The organism is Lentzea indica (assembly GCF_012184385.1).
Taxonomy (GTDB): Bacteria; Actinomycetota; Actinomycetes; order Mycobacteriales; family Pseudonocardiaceae; genus Lentzea; species Lentzea indica.
Genome location: NZ_VSRL01000096.1, coordinates 1 through 18,924, shown reverse-complemented (window position 1 = coordinate 18,924; position 18,924 = coordinate 1). Strand labels below are relative to the sequence as shown.

At 68.8% G+C, this 18,924-nt stretch carries 16 protein-coding genes and 1 pseudogene; 9 read left to right on the top strand and 8 right to left on the bottom strand.

Going from position 1 to position 18,924, the window contains the following annotated elements; all coding sequences use genetic code 11:
* Positions 1-197: 197 nt before the first annotated feature.
* Positions 198-818 carry a TetR/AcrR family transcriptional regulator gene (locus FXN61_RS25010; protein WP_167976477.1) on the bottom strand — a complete coding sequence of 207 codons (621 nt, stop codon included), beginning with the start codon at positions 816-818 and terminating at the stop codon, positions 198-200.
* A gap of 178 nt (positions 819-996) precedes the next feature.
* Here FXN61_RS25010 and FXN61_RS25005 point away from each other — a divergent pair, with 178 nt between their 5' ends.
* On the top strand, positions 997-2,343 hold the full coding sequence (locus FXN61_RS25005; protein WP_312877974.1) for an FAD-dependent monooxygenase: 1,347 nt from the start codon (positions 997-999) through the stop codon (positions 2,341-2,343).
* A 148-nt stretch (positions 2,344-2,491) separates the two neighbouring features.
* On the opposite strand, the gene ctaD is transcribed toward FXN61_RS25005, so the two are convergent.
* The 5 genes from ctaD to FXN61_RS24980 form a co-directional block, all read right to left on the bottom strand.
* The gene (gene ctaD / locus FXN61_RS25000; RefSeq protein ID WP_167976476.1) at positions 2,492-4,273 is read right to left on the bottom strand and encodes an aa3-type cytochrome oxidase subunit I; all 1,782 of its coding nucleotides are present in this window, start codon (positions 4,271-4,273) and stop codon (positions 2,492-2,494) included.
* A 345-nt stretch (positions 4,274-4,618) separates the two neighbouring features.
* Complete coding sequence (locus FXN61_RS24995; protein ID WP_167976475.1) at positions 4,619-5,446, bottom strand: carbohydrate ABC transporter permease; 828 nt, start codon at positions 5,444-5,446, stop codon at positions 4,619-4,621.
* Between the two features lie 9 nt (positions 5,447-5,455).
* Positions 5,456-6,376: a carbohydrate ABC transporter permease gene (locus FXN61_RS24990; protein WP_223165579.1), complete on the bottom strand. Its 921-nt coding sequence runs from the start codon at positions 6,374-6,376 to the stop codon at positions 5,456-5,458.
* Positions 6,377-6,419: 43 nt separating this feature from the next.
* Entirely contained in the window at positions 6,420-7,709 is a 1,290-nt protein-coding gene (locus tag FXN61_RS24985) for an ABC transporter substrate-binding protein (RefSeq protein ID WP_167976474.1), read from the bottom strand.
* A 7-nt stretch (positions 7,710-7,716) separates the two neighbouring features.
* Positions 7,717-8,724, bottom strand: coding sequence for a PfkB family carbohydrate kinase (locus FXN61_RS24980; protein ID WP_312877973.1), 1,008 nt, complete (start codon positions 8,722-8,724; stop codon positions 7,717-7,719).
* Between the two features lie 139 nt (positions 8,725-8,863).
* On the opposite strand from FXN61_RS24980, the gene FXN61_RS24975 reads away from it, so the two are divergent.
* From FXN61_RS24975 to FXN61_RS52635, 7 genes and pseudogenes are all read left to right on the top strand, one after another.
* Positions 8,864-9,616: a DeoR/GlpR family DNA-binding transcription regulator gene (locus FXN61_RS24975; protein WP_167976473.1), complete on the top strand. Its 753-nt coding sequence runs from the start codon at positions 8,864-8,866 to the stop codon at positions 9,614-9,616.
* Positions 9,613-9,885: a family 4 glycosyl hydrolase gene (locus FXN61_RS54545; protein WP_281360635.1), complete on the top strand. Its 273-nt coding sequence runs from the start codon at positions 9,613-9,615 to the stop codon at positions 9,883-9,885. The genes FXN61_RS24975 and FXN61_RS54545 overlap by 4 nt, the downstream gene beginning before the upstream one ends.
* Positions 9,882-10,190, top strand: a complete 309-nt coding sequence (locus tag FXN61_RS54540; protein ID WP_281360634.1) for a family 4 glycosyl hydrolase — start codon at positions 9,882-9,884, stop codon at positions 10,188-10,190. Before FXN61_RS54545 ends, FXN61_RS54540 begins: the two co-directional genes overlap by 4 nt.
* Positions 10,103-10,954 (top strand): family 4 glycosyl hydrolase, encoded by an 852-nt coding sequence (locus FXN61_RS52645; RefSeq protein WP_312877977.1) that lies wholly within the window; start codon positions 10,103-10,105, stop codon positions 10,952-10,954. The genes FXN61_RS54540 and FXN61_RS52645 overlap by 88 nt, the downstream gene beginning before the upstream one ends.
* A 50-nt stretch (positions 10,955-11,004) precedes the next feature.
* Positions 11,005-14,031, top strand: a complete 3,027-nt coding sequence (locus FXN61_RS24965) for an alpha-mannosidase (protein ID WP_167976472.1) — start codon at positions 11,005-11,007, stop codon at positions 14,029-14,031.
* A pseudogene (locus FXN61_RS52640) lies at positions 14,028-14,621 on the top strand (alpha-L-fucosidase); the annotation flags it as partial. The gene FXN61_RS24965 and the pseudogene FXN61_RS52640, both read left to right, overlap by 4 nt.
* Positions 14,543-15,268, top strand: a complete 726-nt coding sequence (locus FXN61_RS52635) for an alpha-L-fucosidase (protein WP_312877976.1) — start codon at positions 14,543-14,545, stop codon at positions 15,266-15,268. The pseudogene FXN61_RS52640 and the gene FXN61_RS52635, both read left to right, overlap by 79 nt.
* 82 nt (positions 15,269-15,350) lie before the next feature.
* On the opposite strand, the gene FXN61_RS24955 is transcribed toward FXN61_RS52635, so the two are convergent.
* Both FXN61_RS24955 and FXN61_RS24950 read right to left on the bottom strand, forming a co-directional pair.
* Positions 15,351-17,126, bottom strand: coding sequence for a sugar phosphate isomerase/epimerase and 4-hydroxyphenylpyruvate domain-containing protein (locus tag FXN61_RS24955; protein ID WP_167976471.1), 1,776 nt, complete (start codon positions 17,124-17,126; stop codon positions 15,351-15,353).
* Positions 17,116-17,964 carry a shikimate dehydrogenase gene (locus FXN61_RS24950; protein ID WP_167976470.1) on the bottom strand — a complete coding sequence of 283 codons (849 nt, stop codon included), beginning with the start codon at positions 17,962-17,964 and terminating at the stop codon, positions 17,116-17,118. Before FXN61_RS24950 ends, FXN61_RS24955 begins: the two co-directional genes overlap by 11 nt.
* A 111-nt stretch (positions 17,965-18,075) precedes the next feature.
* Between FXN61_RS24950 and FXN61_RS24945 the strand changes: the two genes are divergently transcribed.
* On the top strand, positions 18,076-18,735 hold the full coding sequence (locus tag FXN61_RS24945; RefSeq protein WP_167976469.1) for a TetR/AcrR family transcriptional regulator: 660 nt from the start codon (positions 18,076-18,078) through the stop codon (positions 18,733-18,735).
* The last annotated feature ends 189 nt before the right edge of the window (positions 18,736-18,924 follow it).

Genomic DNA, 18,924 nt, shown 5'->3' with positions numbered 1-18,924 from the left:
ATTGCGGCGAGGAAGTCGCTCATGGGATCACCCCTGAACCGCGGAGGAGGTAGTCGTTCCACGGCAGGGGTGGAGGCTCGGACGCGGGTGGCCTTCGGATGAGCGTTGCGTAGCCAGGGGCCAGTTCCGCGCCCGCACCGTCCCTGGTGTCGCGGGGACCCGCGGTGCCGAGTCGCACCCTCGCACCGCCCTGCCGCTCACCCGCTGTTCGGCGCAGCAACAGCGCACGCCTGCTCCCCCTGCTCGCCGGTCAGGTATCGCTGAATCGTCGGGCCGAGCCACGCCACGACCGCGGCCCGGTCCAGTGCGACGACCGGCGGCAGGCACAGCACGTATCTGGTCAGCGCGAATCCGAGTGCCTGCGTGGCGACCAGCCCGGCCCGCACCGGGGCCTCGGCCCGGTCCGCGACCAGCGCCGCGACCACGGGCCCGAGCTGGGCTGCGAAGAGCTGGCGCATGCGCTCGGCCGCGGCCTGGTTGGTGACCGCCGCCCGCAGCAGCGCCATGAGCGTGTCGTCGTGCTCCCAGCGGTCGACGAGGTGACCGGTCAGCCGGGCCCCGATCTCCTCTCGCGGCACCCCGGTCAGGTCCGGTAGCCGCAGGTCGAACTCCGCGGCGGCGGCGAACAGCTTCTCCTTGTTGCCGTAGTAGCGCATGACCATCGACGGGTCGATGTGCGCGTCGGCGGCGATCGCCCGGATCGTGGCGCGCTCGTAGCCGTCCGCCGCGAACCGTTCCCGCGCGGCACTGAGGATCGCCGCCCTGGTCGCGTCGGAGCGGCGCGCCTTGATGGTCTCCGTGCTGCCCGTCTCCGCCATGCCAACAACTGTAGGCCAACACCTGTTGACATGTCGAGTCCAGCCGCCCTACTGTTGCCAACAGGCGTTGGCAAACAAGTGTTGACCTGAAGGAGACGGACATGTCCGAGGTGATCGTGGTCGGGGCCGGCCCACCGGACTGCTACTGGCGGGCGACCTGGCCGAGGCCGGTGTCGCGGTGACAGTGCTGGAGAAGCGGGACGGCCAGGTGTCGAACTTGTCGCGGGCGTTCGCCGTGCACGCCCGCACCCTGGAGTTGCTCGACGCCCGAGGGCTGGCCGAGGAGCTGGACCGCGGCGGGGTCGGGCGCGTCAGCGACATCCGGCTGTTCGATCGGGTGCACGTGGACCTCGGCAAGCTGCCGAGCCGGTTCCCGTACATGCTGGTGACCCCGCAGTACAACGTGGAGCGGGCGCTGCTGGCGCGCGCGGTCAAGGCCGGGGTGGAGATCGTGTACGACGCCGCGGTGACCGCGGTGCGCCAGGACGCCACCGGCGCCGAGGTCGACACGACCGGGGCCACGTACCGCGCCGACTACGTGGTCGGCACGGACGGCTTCCACAGCGCGGTCCGCCACGCGCTCGGCCAGCCGTTCCCTGGCAAGTCGGTCCTGAAGTCGATCATGCTGGCGGACGTGCGGCTGCGCGAGACGCCGCCGGACACGTTGACCGTCAACGGTTCCGGCTCGGAGTTCACGTTCATCGCCCCGTTCGGTGACGGCTGGTGGCGGGTCTTCGCGTGGGACCGGCGCAGCGACGTCACCGACGACACCCCGCTGGAGCTGGACGAGGTCCGCGCGATCACCAAGCGGGCGCTGGGCACCGACTTCGGCATGTACGAGGCGCGCTGGCTGTCGCGCTTCCACAGCGACGAACGGCAGACGCCGCACTACCGCGTGGGTCGCGTGTTCCTGGCGGGCGACGCCGCACACGTCCACTCCCCCGCCGGCGGCATGGGCATGAACACGGGACTGCAGGACGCGGCGAACCTGAGCTGGAAGCTGGCGGCGGTGCTCCACGGCGCCCCGGACGCGCTGCTCGACACCTACCAGGCGGAACGCCACCCGGTCGGCGAGGAGGTCCTGCGGATCAGCGGCACGATGATCCGGCTGGCGATGGCGCGGTCCCGCTTCGCGCGTGCGCTCCGCGGCCTGATCGGCGGCACCGCACTGCGCGTCCCGGCGATCCACCGCAGGCTCACGGGCCGGCTGTCCGCGCTGGGTTTCCGCTACCGCACCCCCGACGGCGAGCACCGGCTGACCGGCACCCGCATGCCCGACGTGACCCTCGCCGACGGCACCCGGCTGTACGAGGCCCTGCGCGGCGGCCGTTTCGTCGTGGTGGGCACGGGCGATGTCACCGGCTGGGAAGATCGCGTGCGGGTCGCGGCCCCCGCCGAACCGGGCACCGACACGGTTCTCGTCCGCCCCGACGGTTACGTGGCGAAGGTCTTCACCGGCACCCCGGACCCGGCCACGCTGGCGGACGCACTCGCGGCGCTGGCGGGCAAGTCAGTCGCTGCCTAGGTGCAGCTCCATGAACGCCTCTCGCGCACACCGATCCCGCCCATTGGCAGCACACCGTCCTGGCAGATCCGCGCGAACAACTGTGGACGCCGGCGTCCCAGGAAGAGTCGATCTCCGGCAGTGGCACGCGGTCGATGAACGTCCACGGTCACGGCGGTTCCTTTCCCCACCGGCGATGCGTGGTGTCTCGATCTGTTGGAGCGAGTACCTCGGCGGTCGCCTGGTCCGGTGGGGTGGGGCGAGCACGCCGCGTGAGCGAGAAGTGGGCCTCGTCCCGCATGCGTTCGACCATGTGCGGGTAATGCAGCTCGAACGCCGGCCGCTCCGAGCGGATCCTGGGCAGTTCCAGGAAGTTGTGCCGCGGCGGCGGCGAGGTGGTGGCCCATTCCAGCGAGTTGCCGAAGCCCCACGGGTCGTCGCGTCCGGCGGGCTCGCCGTAGCGGTAGCTGCGCACGATGTTGTAGAGGAACGGCAGGATCGACAGGCCCAGCACGAACGCGCCGATGGTGGAAATGGTGTTGAGCAAGGTGAAGCCGTCACTGGGCAGGTAGTCGGCGTAGCGGCGCGGCATGCCCTGGTTGCCCAGCCAGTGCTGCACCAGGAACGTGCCGTGGAAGCCGAGGAACGTCGTCCAGAAGTGCAGCTTGCCCAGCGGTTCGTTGAGCATCCGGCCGGTCATCTTCGGGAACCAGAAGTAGATGCCGGCGTAGGTCGCGAACACGATCGTTCCGAACAGCACGTAGTGGAAGTGCGCGACGACGAAATACGTGTCGGTGACGTGGAAGTCCAGCGGCGGTGACGCCAGCAGGATGCCCGTCAGCCCACCGAGCAGGAACGTCACGAGGAACCCGACGGCGAACAGCATCGGGGTCTCGAACGTCAGCGCGCCGCGCCACATCGTGCCCGCCCAGTTGAAGAACTTGATCCCGGTCGGCACCGCGATCAGGAACGTCATCAGCGAGAAGAACGGCAGCAGCACCGCACCGGTGGCGAACATGTGGTGCGCCCACACCACGACCGACAGCCCGCCGATGGCGAACGTGGCGAACACCAGGCCTTTGTAACCGAACAGCGGTTTGCGGCTGAACACGGGCAGGATCTCGGTGATGATGCCGAAGAACGGCAGCGCGACGATGTAGACCTCGGGATGGCCGAAGAACCAGAACAGGTGCTGCCACAGGATGACCCCGCCGTTGGCCGGGTCGAACACGTGCGCGCCGAGGTGCCGGTCCGCAGCCAGCCCCATCAACGCCGCGGTGAGGATCGGGAACGCCAGCAGGATCAGCACGCTCGTCACCAGGATGTTCCAGGTGAAGATCGGCATGCGGAACATGGTCATGCCCGGAGCGCGCAGGCAGCAGATCGTCGTGATCATGTTGACAGCGCCGAGAATCGTGCCGAGACCGCTCACGGCCAGGCCCATGATCCACAGGTCCGGGCCGATGCCGGGTGCGTGCGCGGCGCTGGACAACGGCGTGTAGCCGGTCCAGCCGAAGTCCGCGGCACCACCGGGCATCGCGAAGCCGCTCAGCACGATCAGCCCGCCGAACAGGAACAACCAGTACGAGAAAGCGTTCAGCCGCGGGAACGCGACATCCGGCGAGCCGATCTGCAACGGCAGCACGTAGTTGGCGAACCCGAACAGGATCGGGGTCGCGTACAGCAGCAGCATGATCGTGCCGTGCATGGTGAACAGCTGGTTGTACTGCTCGTTCGACAGGAACTGCAGGCCTGGCACGGCCAGCTCCGCGCGCAGCAGCAACGCCATCACGCCGCCCGCCATGAAGAAGCCGAACGACGTGGTGAGGTAGAGAATCCCGATCTGCTTGGGATCGGTGGTGCGTAGCAAACCCAGCAGCACAGCGCCTTTCGGGCGCCGTCGCACGGCACCCGGATGCGGGACCACGGGCGTGGGCTTCAGCGCCGTCATGCACTGGTGGTTCCCCCGCCCGCAACGGCCAAACAGTGCCTGGTCAGCAAGGGGCTCATCCGGGAAATCCTCAAGCGGATGATCACTGACAGCAAGTCCGACCACTGGCACTGGTCAAAGCCACCACCGTGGGCTACCAGGCCCTTGCCGGCCAAGCACGATCTGTGCTGGCCCGTACAACGGAGGCCACACGGGAGGCGAGATCGGCTGAGCCCTGGATGTGACCGCGCAGTCCGGAACGCCGTCCCGCGCAACCGGCGCGGGACGGCACGATTTGCGCCGCGTCGGCGTGGTGGTGCGGCGGTTCCGGTTGCGGGCGTAGCTCACCCACCGACTGACGGGTGTTCAGCCGCGGATCGCACCCTTGACGGCATCTGCGATGAACCCTCGGGCGAACAGCACGAACACGACCACCAGTGGCGCCACGGCGAGCAGCGCGCCCGACATGATCATGCTGTAGTCCTGTCCGTAGGACCTGTTCAACTGGGACAACGCCACCTGCAGCGTCAGCCGGTCCGGGTCGACCAGCACGATCAGGGGCCAGACGTAGTCGTTCCAGGCGGCGATGAACGTGTAGATGCCGAGGAACGCGAGGCCCGGCCGGATCGCAGGCAACGCGACGTACCAGTACTGCCGGAGGAATCCGCAGCCGTCGAGCCGGGCGGCGTCGAGCAACTCGTCGGGCACCGCGCGGGAGATGTACTGGCGCATCCAGAAGATGCCGAACGCGTTGGCCGCGGCCGGGACGATCAACGCCTGCAGCTGCCCGGCCCACCCGAGCTTCACCATGACGACGAACTGCGGGATGAGAGCGAGCTGGGCGGGCAGCATGAACATCCCGAGCAGCAGTCCGAAGAGGACTCGTCTGCCGGGGAAGTCGAACTTCGCGAAGGAGAACGCCGCGAGCGAGTCGAAGAACAGCACCAGCGCCGTCGTGGCGACCGCGACCACGGCGGTGTTGGCCATCGCCGCGAAGAACGGGATCTTCTCGAAGACGTGGGCGATGTTCGTCAGCAGCTCGGAGCCGAAGGTCAGCTTCGGCGGGTACCGGTAGATGTCGCTGGTCGTGTTGGTCGCCATCACGATCATCCAGTAGAACGGGAAGATCGAGAAGACGACACCGAGGAGCAGGATCAGGTGAAGGGTGAGCCTGCGCAGAAGGTTGGTCCGCATGCGGTGTCCTCACTCGCTCGCGCGGCGTTGGACCAGCCGCCAGTTGATCACCGCGAACAGGACGATCACCAGGAAGACCGCCCACGAGATGGCGGCGCCGTAACCGAAGTCCCTGTTGTCGAACGCCTGGTGGTAGAAGTAGAGGACCATGGTCAGCGCGCCCTGCCCCGGCCCGCCCGTGTTCGGGTTCAGTGTCGTGTTGCTGCCGAACAGGACCTGCGACTCGGTGAAGCTCTGCAACCCGTTCACGGTCGACACGATGACGGTGAACAGGATGATCGGGCGCAGCATCGGCACGGTGATGCGGAAGAACGCCTGCACGGGACCGGCGCCGTCGACCTTCGCGGCCTCGTAGAGGTCGGAGGGAATCGCCTGCATGCCCGCGAGGTAGATGATCGCGTTGTAGCCGGTCCACTGCCACGTCATCACGGAGGCGACCGCGATCTTCATCCCGAACGGATCGGTGAGCCATTCGACCACGGGCAGGCCCGCCGTTTGCAGGAAAGCGTTGACCAGCCCGAAGTTCGTGCTGAACACCGCGCCGAAGAAGATCGCGACCGCGACCAGCGACGTGATGTTCGGGACGAAGTAGGCGACCCGGTACACCGAGGTGAACCGCACGGCGGAGTTCAGCATCGCCGCGATCACCAGCGCGAAACACAGTGTCGGCACGGTCGACAGGAACCAGATGGCGAAGGTGTTGCGCAGCGCCAGCCAGAACGTGCTGTCCTCCACCAGGAACCGGAACTGGTCGAGCCCGACGAACTCCATCTCGCCGAGGCCGTTCCACCGGTGGAACGCCAGGTACAGCGAGAACAGCACGGGGAACAGCCCGAACGCGGCGAAGATCACGAAGAACGGCGAGATCGCGAGGTACTGAGGCCAGTACGACCGTTTGCTCCGCCGCGTCCGGGGTGCGGCCGCGCTCACCGGAGGCGTCCGGAGCGAATCGGTCAGTGGTGGAGCAGCCAACTCATTTCACCCCGAGACGTTGCCCGACCCGCTTGGCCTCGGCGACGGCGTCCGCCCACGCCGTGTTCGGGTCCTTGCCGCTCGCCTCGATGTTGCCCAGTTCGATGGCGAAGGGTGCCGACACCGCCTGGTCGTTGGGGCTCTCGTACTGGGCGGGGATCTTCTGCGCGGCCGGTCCGAGCACCTGGGCAGGGATCTGCCCGCCGAGGAACTCCGACGGCGAGGTCAGCGCGGGCATCGTGTACGTCGCGGGCGTCGAGGGGAACAACGCGGAGTCGGTGAACCCCTTCGCCTGGTTCTCGGGGCTCAGAATCCAGCTGATGATCTTGAACGCCACGTCGGGCTTCTGGCACTCCTTCGGGATGGCGAGGAACGAGCCGCCGATGTTGGCCGTCCCACCCGGTCCGGCGGCCACGCCCCACTTGCCGGTGGTGTCCTTCGCGGCCGACTGGATGTCCACGGCGACCCAGGACGCGCCGGTGAGGCTGGCGAGCGTGCCGCCTGCCAGGCCGGCGTTCCAGTCCGGCGTGCCCGCCTTCGTCTTCGCGTTGATGCCGAGCTGGGTCGCGCGGACCGCCAGGTCCCACGCCTTGCGGATGTGGTCCTGGTCGCCGATGAAGCGCTCGCTCTCATCGATGTAGCGGGCGTTGGCCTGCCCGACGGCCACGTTGTAGACCGCCCATGCCTCCGAGACGATGAACGCGTTGGGCACGGCCTTCTTCAACTCCACCCCGGCGGCGAAGTAGTCCTCCCAGGTGGACATCTGCGAGGCGACCTTGTCCGGCTCGGACGGCAGCCCGGCTTGGGCGTAGACGTCCCTGCGGTAGAAGTGCGCTGTCGGGCCGATGTCGATCGGAAACCCGATCAGCTTGCCGTCCTTGGTCATGCCTTTCTTCCACTTCCACGGCAGGTACTGGCTCGCGAGTTTGTCCGCGCCCAGTTCGAGCAGGTTGTGGAACCGGTCCGCCTGCGGCGTGAACGAGGCGAAGTCCTCGCCCTTGATGCCGGTGATGTCGGGGATGAACGTGCCACCACTGGACATCGTGGTGACCAGCTTCTCCTTGAAGTTGCCGCCGATCTGCTGCGGCCGCAGCTCCACCTCCGTGAAGCGGGTGACGGCCTCGTCGACGACCTTCTTGCTGAGCCCGTCCGCCCAGTACCACAGGTCCATGGCCTTGTCGCCGCCCGATCCACCGGACGCCGATGTCGAGCAAGCGGCCGTGCCGCCCGTGGCCAGGCCCGCCACGCCGAACATGCCGAGCTGCAGGATTCGTCGCCGAGACAGTTCCATGGTGCTCCTACCCTTCGAAGGGTTCGTGAGGGATGACGCTGTCGAGGAAGGCGTAATCGCGCCGCAGGTCGTGGTGTTCCCGTCCCGTTCGGACGGAGCGCCACCAGCGCGCGACGCCCGTCCAACCGGGCGCCGCGGGAGCGCCGCCGATCTGCCCGACCGACAGCGCGGCGGAGAGGTTGGCGAACCGGAGTCGTTCGACCAGCGGCCATCCGGCCAGGGTGGCGGTGACGAGGCTCGCGCCGAACACGTCCCCCGCTCCCGTGGTGTCGACGACGTCCATGTCGAGTCCTGGTACCGACGCGCTGTCGCCGGTGGTGGCGTCCACCGCCATGGCGCCGTTGCCACCGAGGGTGATGACGGCGAGCGGCACGAGGTCGCCGAGCCGCGACAGCGCGTCGCGCGGGCGGCTGGTGCGGGTGTAGCTCATGGCTTCCTCGGCGTTGGGCATGAACGCGTGACACAACGCGACCTGGCCCAGCACCGCGGGAGCCCACTCCTGCGACGGGTCCCAGCCGACGTCGGCGAAGACCAGGCTGCCCCCTGCGAGCGACTTCTCGAGCCACCTGGCGGGTTCCGGTCCGATGTGGACGATCGCGGCGCGGCTGCGCGGCGGATCTCCGATCATCTCGTCGGCGCTGATCGGCGGCGGAGCGCCGTGCGTGACGAGCGCGCGATCGTCGTTGTAAGCGAGCGACGCGGTCACCGGCATCGTCCAGCCGGGGAACTGCTTCGACCGCGAGAGGTCGACGCCTTCGGTCCCGGCCAGCGTCTGCAGGCAGTGGTCACCGTGGAAGTCGCCACCGAAGGCTGCCGCCAACGAGGTGCGCAGGCCGAACCGGCTCAGTGTCACGGCGAAGTTCGCGATGCCGCCCGGACCCGAGCCGAAGCCGCGGGTCCACACCTCGGTGCCGGGGGTCGGCGGCCGGTCCAGCCCGGCGAAGACGACGTCGAAGAAGAGCAGACCGGAGAGGAACACGTCGAACTCCGGCTCTTCGATGGGCTGCTCTGCCACGCGCCAGTCCTCCCTGATCCAGGGCCGGTCGGCCAAATTGTGCAAAATCGTGCGCTCGTTGAGCAGATTTGGCAATACCTGCGCAAGACCAACTCAAACTCGCGCACGCCGTGAGCGAGTTTGCTGTTACTGTGAGCGTGTGCTTCCCCAGCGACGCCACGAGTTGATCTTGCGCACGCTCCGCTCCGACGGACCGGCCGGCGTGCAGGTCCTTGCCGAGCGGCTCGGTGTCAGCCAGGCGACCATCCGGCGTGACCTGGTCGAGCTGGACCGGCAGGGCAGGCTCACCAGGGTGCACGGCGGGGCCATGGCCGCGGAGGACCTCGACGACCCGTTCGCCGAAGTGGCGATGGTCCGGGTCGAAGAGAAGGACGCCGTCGCCGAACGAGCCGCGGAGCTGATCAAGGATGGCGAGGCGGTCCTGCTGGACATCGGCACCACCGCGCACCGCCTCGCCCGCAAGCTGCACGGCCGCTCGCTCACCGTGATCACCAGCAACCTGATGGTCTACGAGGAGCTGAAGGACGACCAGGAGGTCCAGATCGTGCTGCTGGGCGGCGTCCTGCGGCGCAGCTACCACTCGCTCGTCGGCTTCCTGACCGAGGACAACCTGCGTCAGGTGCACGCCGACCACCTCATCCTCGGCACCAGCGGCGTGCGGCCCGGCGGCCAGGTGATGGACACGACCGCGGTCGAGGTGCCGTTGAAACGGGCCATGATCGCGGCGGCCGACCAGGTCGTGCTGCTGGCCGACGTCGGCAAGTTCCCCGGCACCGGCATCGCGAAGGTGTGCGGACCGGAGGACATCGACGTGGTGATCACCAACGCGCCGGCGGATCCGGCGACGGCAGGGGCACTGCGGGAGGCGGGGGTCGAGGTGATCGAGGTTTGAGGCTCACGATTCTCGGCGGCGGCGGGTTCCGCGTGCCGCTGGTTCACCGGGCATTGCTGTCCGACCGCGGGGAAGGCCGGATCACCGAGCTCGTGCTGCACGACCTCGACCCCGGCAGGCTCGCGGCGATCGGGCACGTGCTCGCGCAGCAGGAGCAGGGCGTGCTCGACCCGCCCCTGATCACCACCACGACCGATCTCGACGAGGCGCTCACCGGTGCCGACTTCGTCTTCTCGGCCATCCGGGTCGCGGCCTGCAAGGCCGCATGATCGACGAGAAGGTCGCGCTGGACGAGGGCGTGCTCGGGCAGGAGACGGTGGGCGCCGGCGGCGTCGCCTACGGCCTGCGCACCGTGCCGGTCGCACTGCGGATCGCGCAGCGCATCGCCACACTCGCACCGCAGGCGTGGGTCATCAACTTCACCAACCCCGCGGGGATCGTGACCGAGGCGATGTCCCGCCACCTCGGCGACAGGGTCATCGGCATCTGCGACTCGCCGGTGGGGCTCGGGCGCGCGTCGCGCACGCGCTCGGGCTGGATCCGGCGCAGGCGTGGTTCGACTACGCGGGACTGAACCACCTCGGCTGGCTGCGCGGCATCCACGTCGGCGGCCAGGACCACCTCCCGCGGCTGCTGGCCGACGCCGGCGCGCTGACCTCCTTCGAGGAGGGCAAGATGTTCGGGGCGGACTGGCTGCACACCCTCGGCGCGATCCCGAACGAGTACCTGCAGTACTACTACTTCACGCGGGAAGCGGTCGCTGTCGCGCAGAACGTGACCAAGACCCGTGGCGCCGTGCTGGCCGACCAGCAGGACCGTTTCTACGACGCCGTGCGGCGCGACCCCGGATCGGCACTGTCCATCTGGGAGTCCGCCCGGCTGGAGCGGGAAACCACCTACGGCGCGGAAAGCCGTGAGATGGCGGGCATCGCGACCCGTGACGAGAACGACCTCGAGTCCGGCGGCTACGAGAAGGTCGCGCTCGCGCTCATGCGGGCGATCGCCCACGACGAGCGGACCACGCTGATCCTCAACGTCCGCAACCGTTCGACGCTGAGCATCCTCGACGCGGACGCGGTGGTCGAGGTGCCCTGCGTCGTCGACTCGGCAGGCGCTCGCCCGGTCGTGATCGACCAGCTTCCCGAGCACGCGAGCGGGCTGGTGTGCGGGGTGAAGGCGGTCGACCGCGCGGTGATCGAGGCCGCCGTCGGCGGATCCCGTGCCACGGCGCTGAAAGCACTGGCGCTGCACCCTCTCGTCGACTCCGTCAACGTCGCCCGCCGTCTGCTCGACGGCTATCAGAGCCGGATACCGGACCTGGCCTACCTCCGAACCTGACCACAGCACCGGACGAACATCAGGGCCCCGACAAACATCAGGGAGATGTCGTGCACGACGACCGCAAGCTGGTGGAGGAGCGACTCGAACGGGCGCTGAACCAGCGGATCCGGCCGGCCAAGTACGCGGCGTCGGCGCCGTTGGAGGTCGAGGTCTGGCACGTGCCGGACGAGCCGGTCCCGGTGACCGACGCGCTCGCCGCCGGCTACGAGCCGTTCGAGGTCGGCGGACGTTGGGGCAGGCCGTGGTCGACCAGCTGGTTCCGCGTCCGCGGGACGGTGCCGGCGGAGTGGGCGGGCCGGCGCGTGGAAGCGGTCATCGACCTCGGCTTCATCGGGGACTGGCCGGGCAACCAGGCCGAGGCGCTCGTCCACGATCTCGGCGGGCGGCCGGTGAAGGGCGTCGCGCCGCGCAACCACCACGTGCCGATCGCGAATCCGTGTGCGGGCGGCGAGCAGGTCGCGTTCCTGGTCGAGGCCGCGGCGAATCCCGACGTCCTCGCGGGCGGTTTCACACCAACTCCCTTGGGGGACAAGGCGACCGCGGGCGACGAGCCGCTGTATCGGCTGGAGCGCGCCGACCTCGCCGTGCTCGACGAGGAGGTCTGGCAGCTGACCATCGACCTGGAGGTGCTCAGCGAGCTGATGGCCGAGCTCGCCCTCACCGATCCCCGCAGGCACGAGGTCCTGCAGGCAGTGGAACGGGCGCTGGACGCACTTGACCTCCACGACGTCTCCGGCACCGCGGCAGCCGCACGGACCGAGCTGACGGACGTGCTGACCCGGCCGGCACACGCGAGCGCGCACACGCTGTCCGCGGTGGGCCACGCCCACATCGACAGCGCGTGGCTGTGGCCGATCAGGGAGACGATCCGCAAGACCTCCAGGACCTTCGCCAACGTCACGGCGCTGGCCGCCGAGTACCCGGAGTTCGTCTTCGCCTGCTCGCAGGCCCAGCAGTACGCGTGGGTCAAACAACACCACCCGGCGATCTTCGAACGGATCCGCGACACCATCAAGACGGGACAGTGGATCCCGGTCGGTGGCATGTGGGTCGAGTCCGACGCGAACCTGCCCGGTGGCGAGGCGCTCGCGCGACAGCTGGTGCACGGCAAGAGGTTCTTCCTCGACGAGTTCGGAGTGGACTGCGACGGCGTCTGGCTGCCGGACTCGTTCGGCTACACCGCGGCCTTCCCGCAGCTGGCCGCACTGGCGGGCATGCGGTGGTTCCTGACCCAGAAGCTGTCGTGGAACCAGACGAACAAGTTGCCGCACCACACGTTCTGGTGGGAGGGCATCGACGGGAGCCGGGTGTTCACCCACTTCCCGCCGGTGGACACCTACAACGCGACGCTCTCGGGCGAGGAGCTGGCGCACGCGGTGCGCACCTTCGCAGAGAAGGGCAAGGCGACCCGGTCGCTGGTCCCGTTCGGCCACGGCGACGGCGGTGGCGGTCCGACCAGGGAGATGCTGGAGCGGGCCCGCAGGCTGCGCGACCTGGAGGGCTCGCCGAAGGTCGTGATCGAGCCGCCGTCCGAGTTCTTCCGCGCCGCGCAGGCCGAGTACCCGGACGCACCGGTGTGGGTCGGTGAGCTCTACCTGGAACTGCACCGCGCCACCTACACCACCCAGTCGCGTACCAAGGCGGGCAACCGCCGCAGCGAGCACCTGCTGCGGGAGGCCGAGCTGTGGGCGGCGACCGCGGCCGTCCACAGCGCGTTCGAGTATCCCTACGACGACCTGGACCGGTTGTGGAAGACCGTGCTCCTGCACCAGTTCCACGACATCCTGCCCGGCAGCTCGATCGCCTGGGTGCACCAGGAAGCCGAAGCGACCTACGCGCGGGTGAAGGCGGAGCTCGAGGACATCATCGCCACCGCCATCGGCGCGTTGACGACCGACGGCGCTTCGGCGGAGCCGTCGGTCTTCAACGCGGGCCCGCAGCCGCGAGCGGAGGTGGTGACGACTGGGGACGGGGCGGCCTTCGTGGAGGTTCCGGCGTTGGGCGTCGCGTCCGTCGGCACGTCGACGCCGCCCGGCGAGGTGCACGTCACCGACCGCGTTCTGCACAACGGACTGGTCCGCGTCGAGCTCGACGACAACGGACTGTTCACCTCTGTTCGCGATCTCATGGCCGGCCGCGAGGTGCTCGCCAGGCCGGGCAACGTGCTGCAACTGCACCCCGACTTCCCCAACCACTGGGACGCCTGGGACATCGACGCGCACTATCGCCGCAGGCACGTCGACCTGACGGCGGTGGACTCGATCAGCGTGATCGAGCGCGGACCGCTCGTCGGCGCGATCCGGGTCGAGCGGTCCTTCGGCTCCTCGCGGATCACCCAGACCGTGCGGGTGCGTGCAGGCAGCCGCCGCGTCGACGTCGAGACCGCTGTCGAGTGGCACGAGTCGGAGAAGATCCTCAAGGCGGCGTTCCCGATCGACGTGCACGCGGACCGGTCCTCGGCCGAGATCCAGTTCGGCCACGTCCACCGGCCGACCCACGTCAACACCAGCTGGGACGCGGCCCGGTTCGAGGTCTACGCGCACCGCTGGGTACACATCGCCGAACCCGGCTACGGCGTGGCCGTGCTCAACGACTCCACCTACGGTCACGACATCACGCGAAACGGTGGCGTCACCACGGTGCGGCTCAGTCTCTTGCGGGCGCCGCACAGCCCCGATCCGCACGCCGACCAGGGGATGCACCGGTTCACGTACTCGCTGCTGCCCAGTGCTTCCATCGCCGACGCGGTCGCCGAGGGCTACGCGCTCAACCTGCCGCTGAGGGTGGCCGCCTCGGCGGCGCGACCACCCGCGCCACTGGTCACTGTGGACAGTCCCGCGATCGTGGTCGAGGCGGTCAAGCTGGCCGACGACCGGTCCGGGGACGTCATCGTGCGGCTCTACGAGTCGTCGGGCGGCAGGGCCGTCGCGACGGTTCGCCCCGGATTCCCCGTGGCCGCAATGGAAGTCGTCGACCTGCTCGAACGACCCCTGCACGCCTCGGCGGACTTCGACGTCTCGCTGCGTCCCTTCCAGGTGCTGACCCTGCGCCTTCGTCGAGGAGACAGCCGATGACAGCGTGGTTCACCGAGGCCCGGTTCGGACTGTTCGTGCACTGGGGCCTGTACTCGTTGGCAGGACGGCATGAATGGGTCAAGCAGCGCGAGAAGCTGAGCGACGCCGACTACCAGCGGTACTTCGACCACTTCCGCGCCGACCGCTTCGACGCCCGGCAGTGGGCACGCGACGCGAAAACGGCCGGGATGAAATACGCGGTGCTGACCACGAAGCACCACGACGGGTTCTGCCTGTGGGACTCGGCCTTGACCGACTACAAGTCCACCAAGACTCCCTTCGGGCGTGACGTCGTCGCGGAGTTCGTCTCGGCGTTCCGCGCTGACGGGCTGCGCGTCGGCTTCTACCACTCCCTGCTCGACTGGCACCACCCGGACTTCACGATCGATGGCTGGCATCCCCAGTGGGACCAACGGGACACGCTCGACGCGGGCCGTGACATGGACCGCTATGTGGAGTACCTGCACGGCCAGGTGCGTGAGCTGATCACCGCCCACCAGCCCGACCTGCTCTGGTTCGACTTCACCTACGACGACGACCACCGGGTGCAGGTCGGCAAGGGCGCGTCGGACTGGCGGGCGGCCGAGCTGGTCGAACTGGTCCGGTCGTTGAGCCCGCACATCCTGCTCAACGACGGCTCGGGCTGCCAGGCAGCGAGGACTTCGCCACCGCGGAGGAGGCGTCGCCGGACGGCGGCCTCGGTGTTCCGTGGGAGGCCTGCCGCACGCTCAACGGCTCCTGGGGGTACGCGCCGGGGTTCCAGCAGTGGCTCGACGCGGGCCAGGTCGTCAGGATCCTCGTCGACGCCGTGTCCAAGGGCGGCAACCTCTTGCTCAACGTCGGCCCCGACGGCCGTGGCGCGTTCGAGCCGCGTGCTCGCGAGCTGCTGGCCGAGGTCGGTGCGTGGACGGCGCTGCACAGCGACGCGATCCACGGCGCAGGCCCCGCGGCCGGGTTCACGACCCCGCGCGACACCAGGCTCACCAGGTCGGGAAACCGGCTCTTCGTCCACGTCTTCGGCTGGCAGGCAGGCATTCTGGTGCTGCAGGGACTCGGCGGTCGCGTCCGCTTCGCGTCGTTCCTGCACGACGGCGCGGAGGTCGCGTCGAGCGTCGTGGACGACGAAGGCCACCTGCCGCACCTGCGTGACGCAGGCCCGCCGGGGTCACTGGTGCTCCACCTGCCCACTCAACGCCCGAACGTCCTCGTGCCCGTGATCGAACTGATCACGGACTGACCAAAGTCAGATCCGATGCCGACGTGCCGCCCGAGTTCCGGCGCGGACAGCAGCCGGCGATCCGGTCCTTTCGCCGCGCCGGTCAACAGGTGCGTGCGGATCGCCGTGCTTCATGGTGGGCAGCCATTCGGACGGGTGCGTTGACCACACCGAATCCGCGGTAGTCGCCGACTCTCTCGACCACCTCGAAGAACACCCTCGCCCCCGCCAGCTCGGTGTAGAAGTGCAGGTACTCCCCATGCCCGTCGCGGTCGTAGAGCACGGAATGCTCGCGCAGAGCGGTGATGCGATCGGCCGGCAAACCTGTACGCGCCGCGAGGTCGTCGTAGTAGTTCCCCGGAATGTCCAACAGCCGCGCGCCCCGCTGCCGGAGCGCCTGGGCGCACGCGACCGCGCCGGTGCAGGTGAACGCGATGTGCTGAGGTTCTTCCACGGCCGGCGCCCAGCCTCCTCGCCGGACCAGTGCGGCGTCCAGGGTGAGCCGGACGCCTCCGCCGCTCACCCCGCGGCCCCGCACCAGTCCGAACGGCGCCGCGAACTCCGTCGTCGCGCCCGGTTCCAAGCCCAGCACCGAACGGTAGAAGAGCGCCGCCTCGTCGAAGTTGTCGAAGGGCTGGGTCAGCGCGACGTGGTCGATGCCGGTGATGCCCGCTTCCCGGGCTGACTCTCCGGTGGGCACGAAGTCGCCGAGCCAGTCGTCGCCTGCGCACAGGAAGACCTGTGTTCCGTCCGGTGCGGCGATCGCCGTCAGCGGCGCTTCGCCCGGCCCGGCTGTCCGCGACAACGGTGGCGCGAGCATGACCTTCGCGCGTCGCGCCGCGGCGACCGGGTCCGGCACGGAGATGCCCAGAGCGCCGATCGCGCCGGGCTCGCCTTCCGCGTTGACGAGTACGCGCGCTTCGCCCTGTGTCCACAACTCCACCGGCTTCGAGCGATGCACACCTGCTCGCGTGAAGCCCAGCACGGCGAGGTCCGACTTCCCCACGACCTCGGCGAAGGCGTAGCCGCTCGGAACGGGTGCGGACGGAACGTCCAGCAGCCGCAGGGAGTCCTGGAGACCGACCAGCGACCGCATCGCGTCGACCGCGGCGCGGTGGGGGTCGGACTGGCGGAAGACGTCGTTGAACACCTCGAGCGAAAATGGTCCGCGGTAGCCGGCGTCGAGCACGTTGCCGGTGAACGTCGTCAGGTCGAAGTCCCCTTGCCCCGGGAAGAGCCGGTGGTGGCGACTCCACTGCAGAACGTCCATCGGCAGCGTCGGCGCATCGGCCAGCTGCAGGAAGAAGATCTTCTCGCCGGGTATCGCGCGGATGGCCCGTGGATCGTCCCCTTTGGACAGGATGTGAAAGCTGTCGAGGCAGACGCCGAGTGCCGGGTGTCCGGCACGGCGCACGATCCGCCACGCGTGCTCGTAGCCGTTGACGTGCCTGCCCCATGCCAGTGCCTCGTAGGCGATGCGCAAGCCGCGTTCACCGGCACGTGTCGCGAGCAGGTGCAGCTGCTCGGCCGCGAGATCGTCATCGTCGATGGCGTCCGGCGACACCGACGAGCACACCAGCACGGTGTCCACGCCCAGTTCGGCCATGACGTCGAACTTGTGCTCGGCACGGCGCAGGTTGGCGGCCAGCACGTCCGGTGGCACCGCTTCGAAGTCGCGGAACGGCTGGTACAGGTCGATGCTCAGACCGAGGCCGGTGCAGCGCTTCCTGATCTCCGCCGGACCGCGGCGGTCGGCGAGCAGGTCGTTCTCGAACAGCTCGATGCCGTCGAAGCCCGCTTGTGCGGCCGCGGCCAGTTTGTCGTCCAGCGGGCCGGACAGGCACACGGTGGCGATGGCGGTGCGCAGATCAGGACGCATGCGCGGGTTCTCCCTCCAGCTCTTCGAAGTGCGCGAGCATCCGAGTCGCGTCCGGCTCGACACCGGTGAACAGGCGCAGCGACTCCGCGGCTTGGAGCACGACCATCCCGCCGCCGTGCAGCACCCGGCAGCCCCGTGCCCGCGCTGCGGCGAGAAGTGCTGTCTCGAGCGGCCGGTAGACGATGTCGGCGACCCAGAGTTCCTCGTGCAGCAACGACTCGTCCATCGGCAGGCCGGGATGTGCCACCATGCCCGTCGGGGTCGCGTGAACGAGGCCGTCCGCCGTCCGGATGGCGCCGGGAGTGCAGGTGGCGGCCCGGTCGGCACCGAACCTGCTTTGCAACGCCGCCACCAGTTGCGCACCACGGCTCTGGTCGACGTCGTGGACACCGAGGTGTTCGGTGCCGAGCGACAGCAGTGCGTGGGCCACCGCGGCGCCCGCCCCGCCCGCACCGAGCAGAACGACGTTCTTCATCTTGGCGTCCGGCAGGCCCCGGCTCAGACTGCGAGCGAAGCCCGTGGCATCGGTGTTGTGACCGATCGCCTTGCCGCCCTTGAAGACCACGGTGTTGACGGCGCCCAGCGCGGCAGCCTCCGGCACGAGCTCGTCCAGGTGCGGCAGGATCGCCTGCTTCGCCGGATGGGTGACGTTGAGCCCGTCGAACCCGTCCGCCCTGGCCGCGGTCAGCAAGTCACCCACGGGTAGTCCGATGACGTCGAGGTCGAGCAGCCGGTAGACGTAGCGCAGTCCGAGCTCACCGGCCTCGCGCTCGTGCAGCGCCGGGCTCAGGGACGGCCCGATACCGGAGCCGATGAGCCCGATCAGGTAGTTGGTCACCCGGCCTCCCGATTAATGTACGAACTAGTGAGTTAACGCTAGCGCACCGAGTCGCGCGCAGGAAGTGCTGGACTAGAGTTGGCTGGTCATCCGCAGATCGAAGGGGGCTCGGTGGCCGCACCACCGTCATCCGATGCCGAGCGTCAGCGGGACAAGGACCGCACGCGCGCCGACATCCTGGACGTAGCCACGCGGGAGTTCGCGGACAAGGGCTACACAGGTGCGCGCGTCGACGAGATCGCCGAACGCACCAGCACGACGAAGCGGATGATCTACTACTACTTCGGCGGCAAGGAACAGCTGTACATCGCCGTTCTGGAGCAGGCCTATCTGGCGATCCGGGCGCTCGAGGCCGAGCTCGACGTCGAGCACCTCGAACCGGAGGACGCCATCCGCCGGCTCGCGGAGCTGACCTTCGACCACCACGAGGCGCATCCCGACTTCATCAGGCTCGTCAGCATCGAGAACATCCACCGCGCGGAGCACATCGCACGCTCGGAAGTGCTGGCAGGGCTCGCGAACCCGGCGCTCGACGGCCTGACGCAGATACTCGAACGAGGTCGCGCGGCCGGCCGGTTCCGCGACGACGTCGACCCGCTCGACGTGCACATGGTGATCAGTTCTTTCTGCGTCTTCCGGCTCGCGAACCGGCACACGTTCGCCGCGATCTTCGGGCGGGACATGCTCGACCCAGACCGCCGCGAGCACTACCGGCGCATGCTCGGTGACATGCTGATCGACTACTTGACCAGGTCAACTACTCGGCCCTGAAGGGCCGAGCATGAGGACTCGATCCCATGGGCGTTGTTTGCGTTCCTCGTCCACGGCTGGCTGCGCGTGTACGGGCCGCATCTACCAATAGCTGTTCAGGCAGCTGCCGGGTCGGGCACGTTGACGTGTACCCACACCGACCGTGCCCGGTTTCGGACGTTCACGGCGGCGACGACGTCGGCGGGTCCA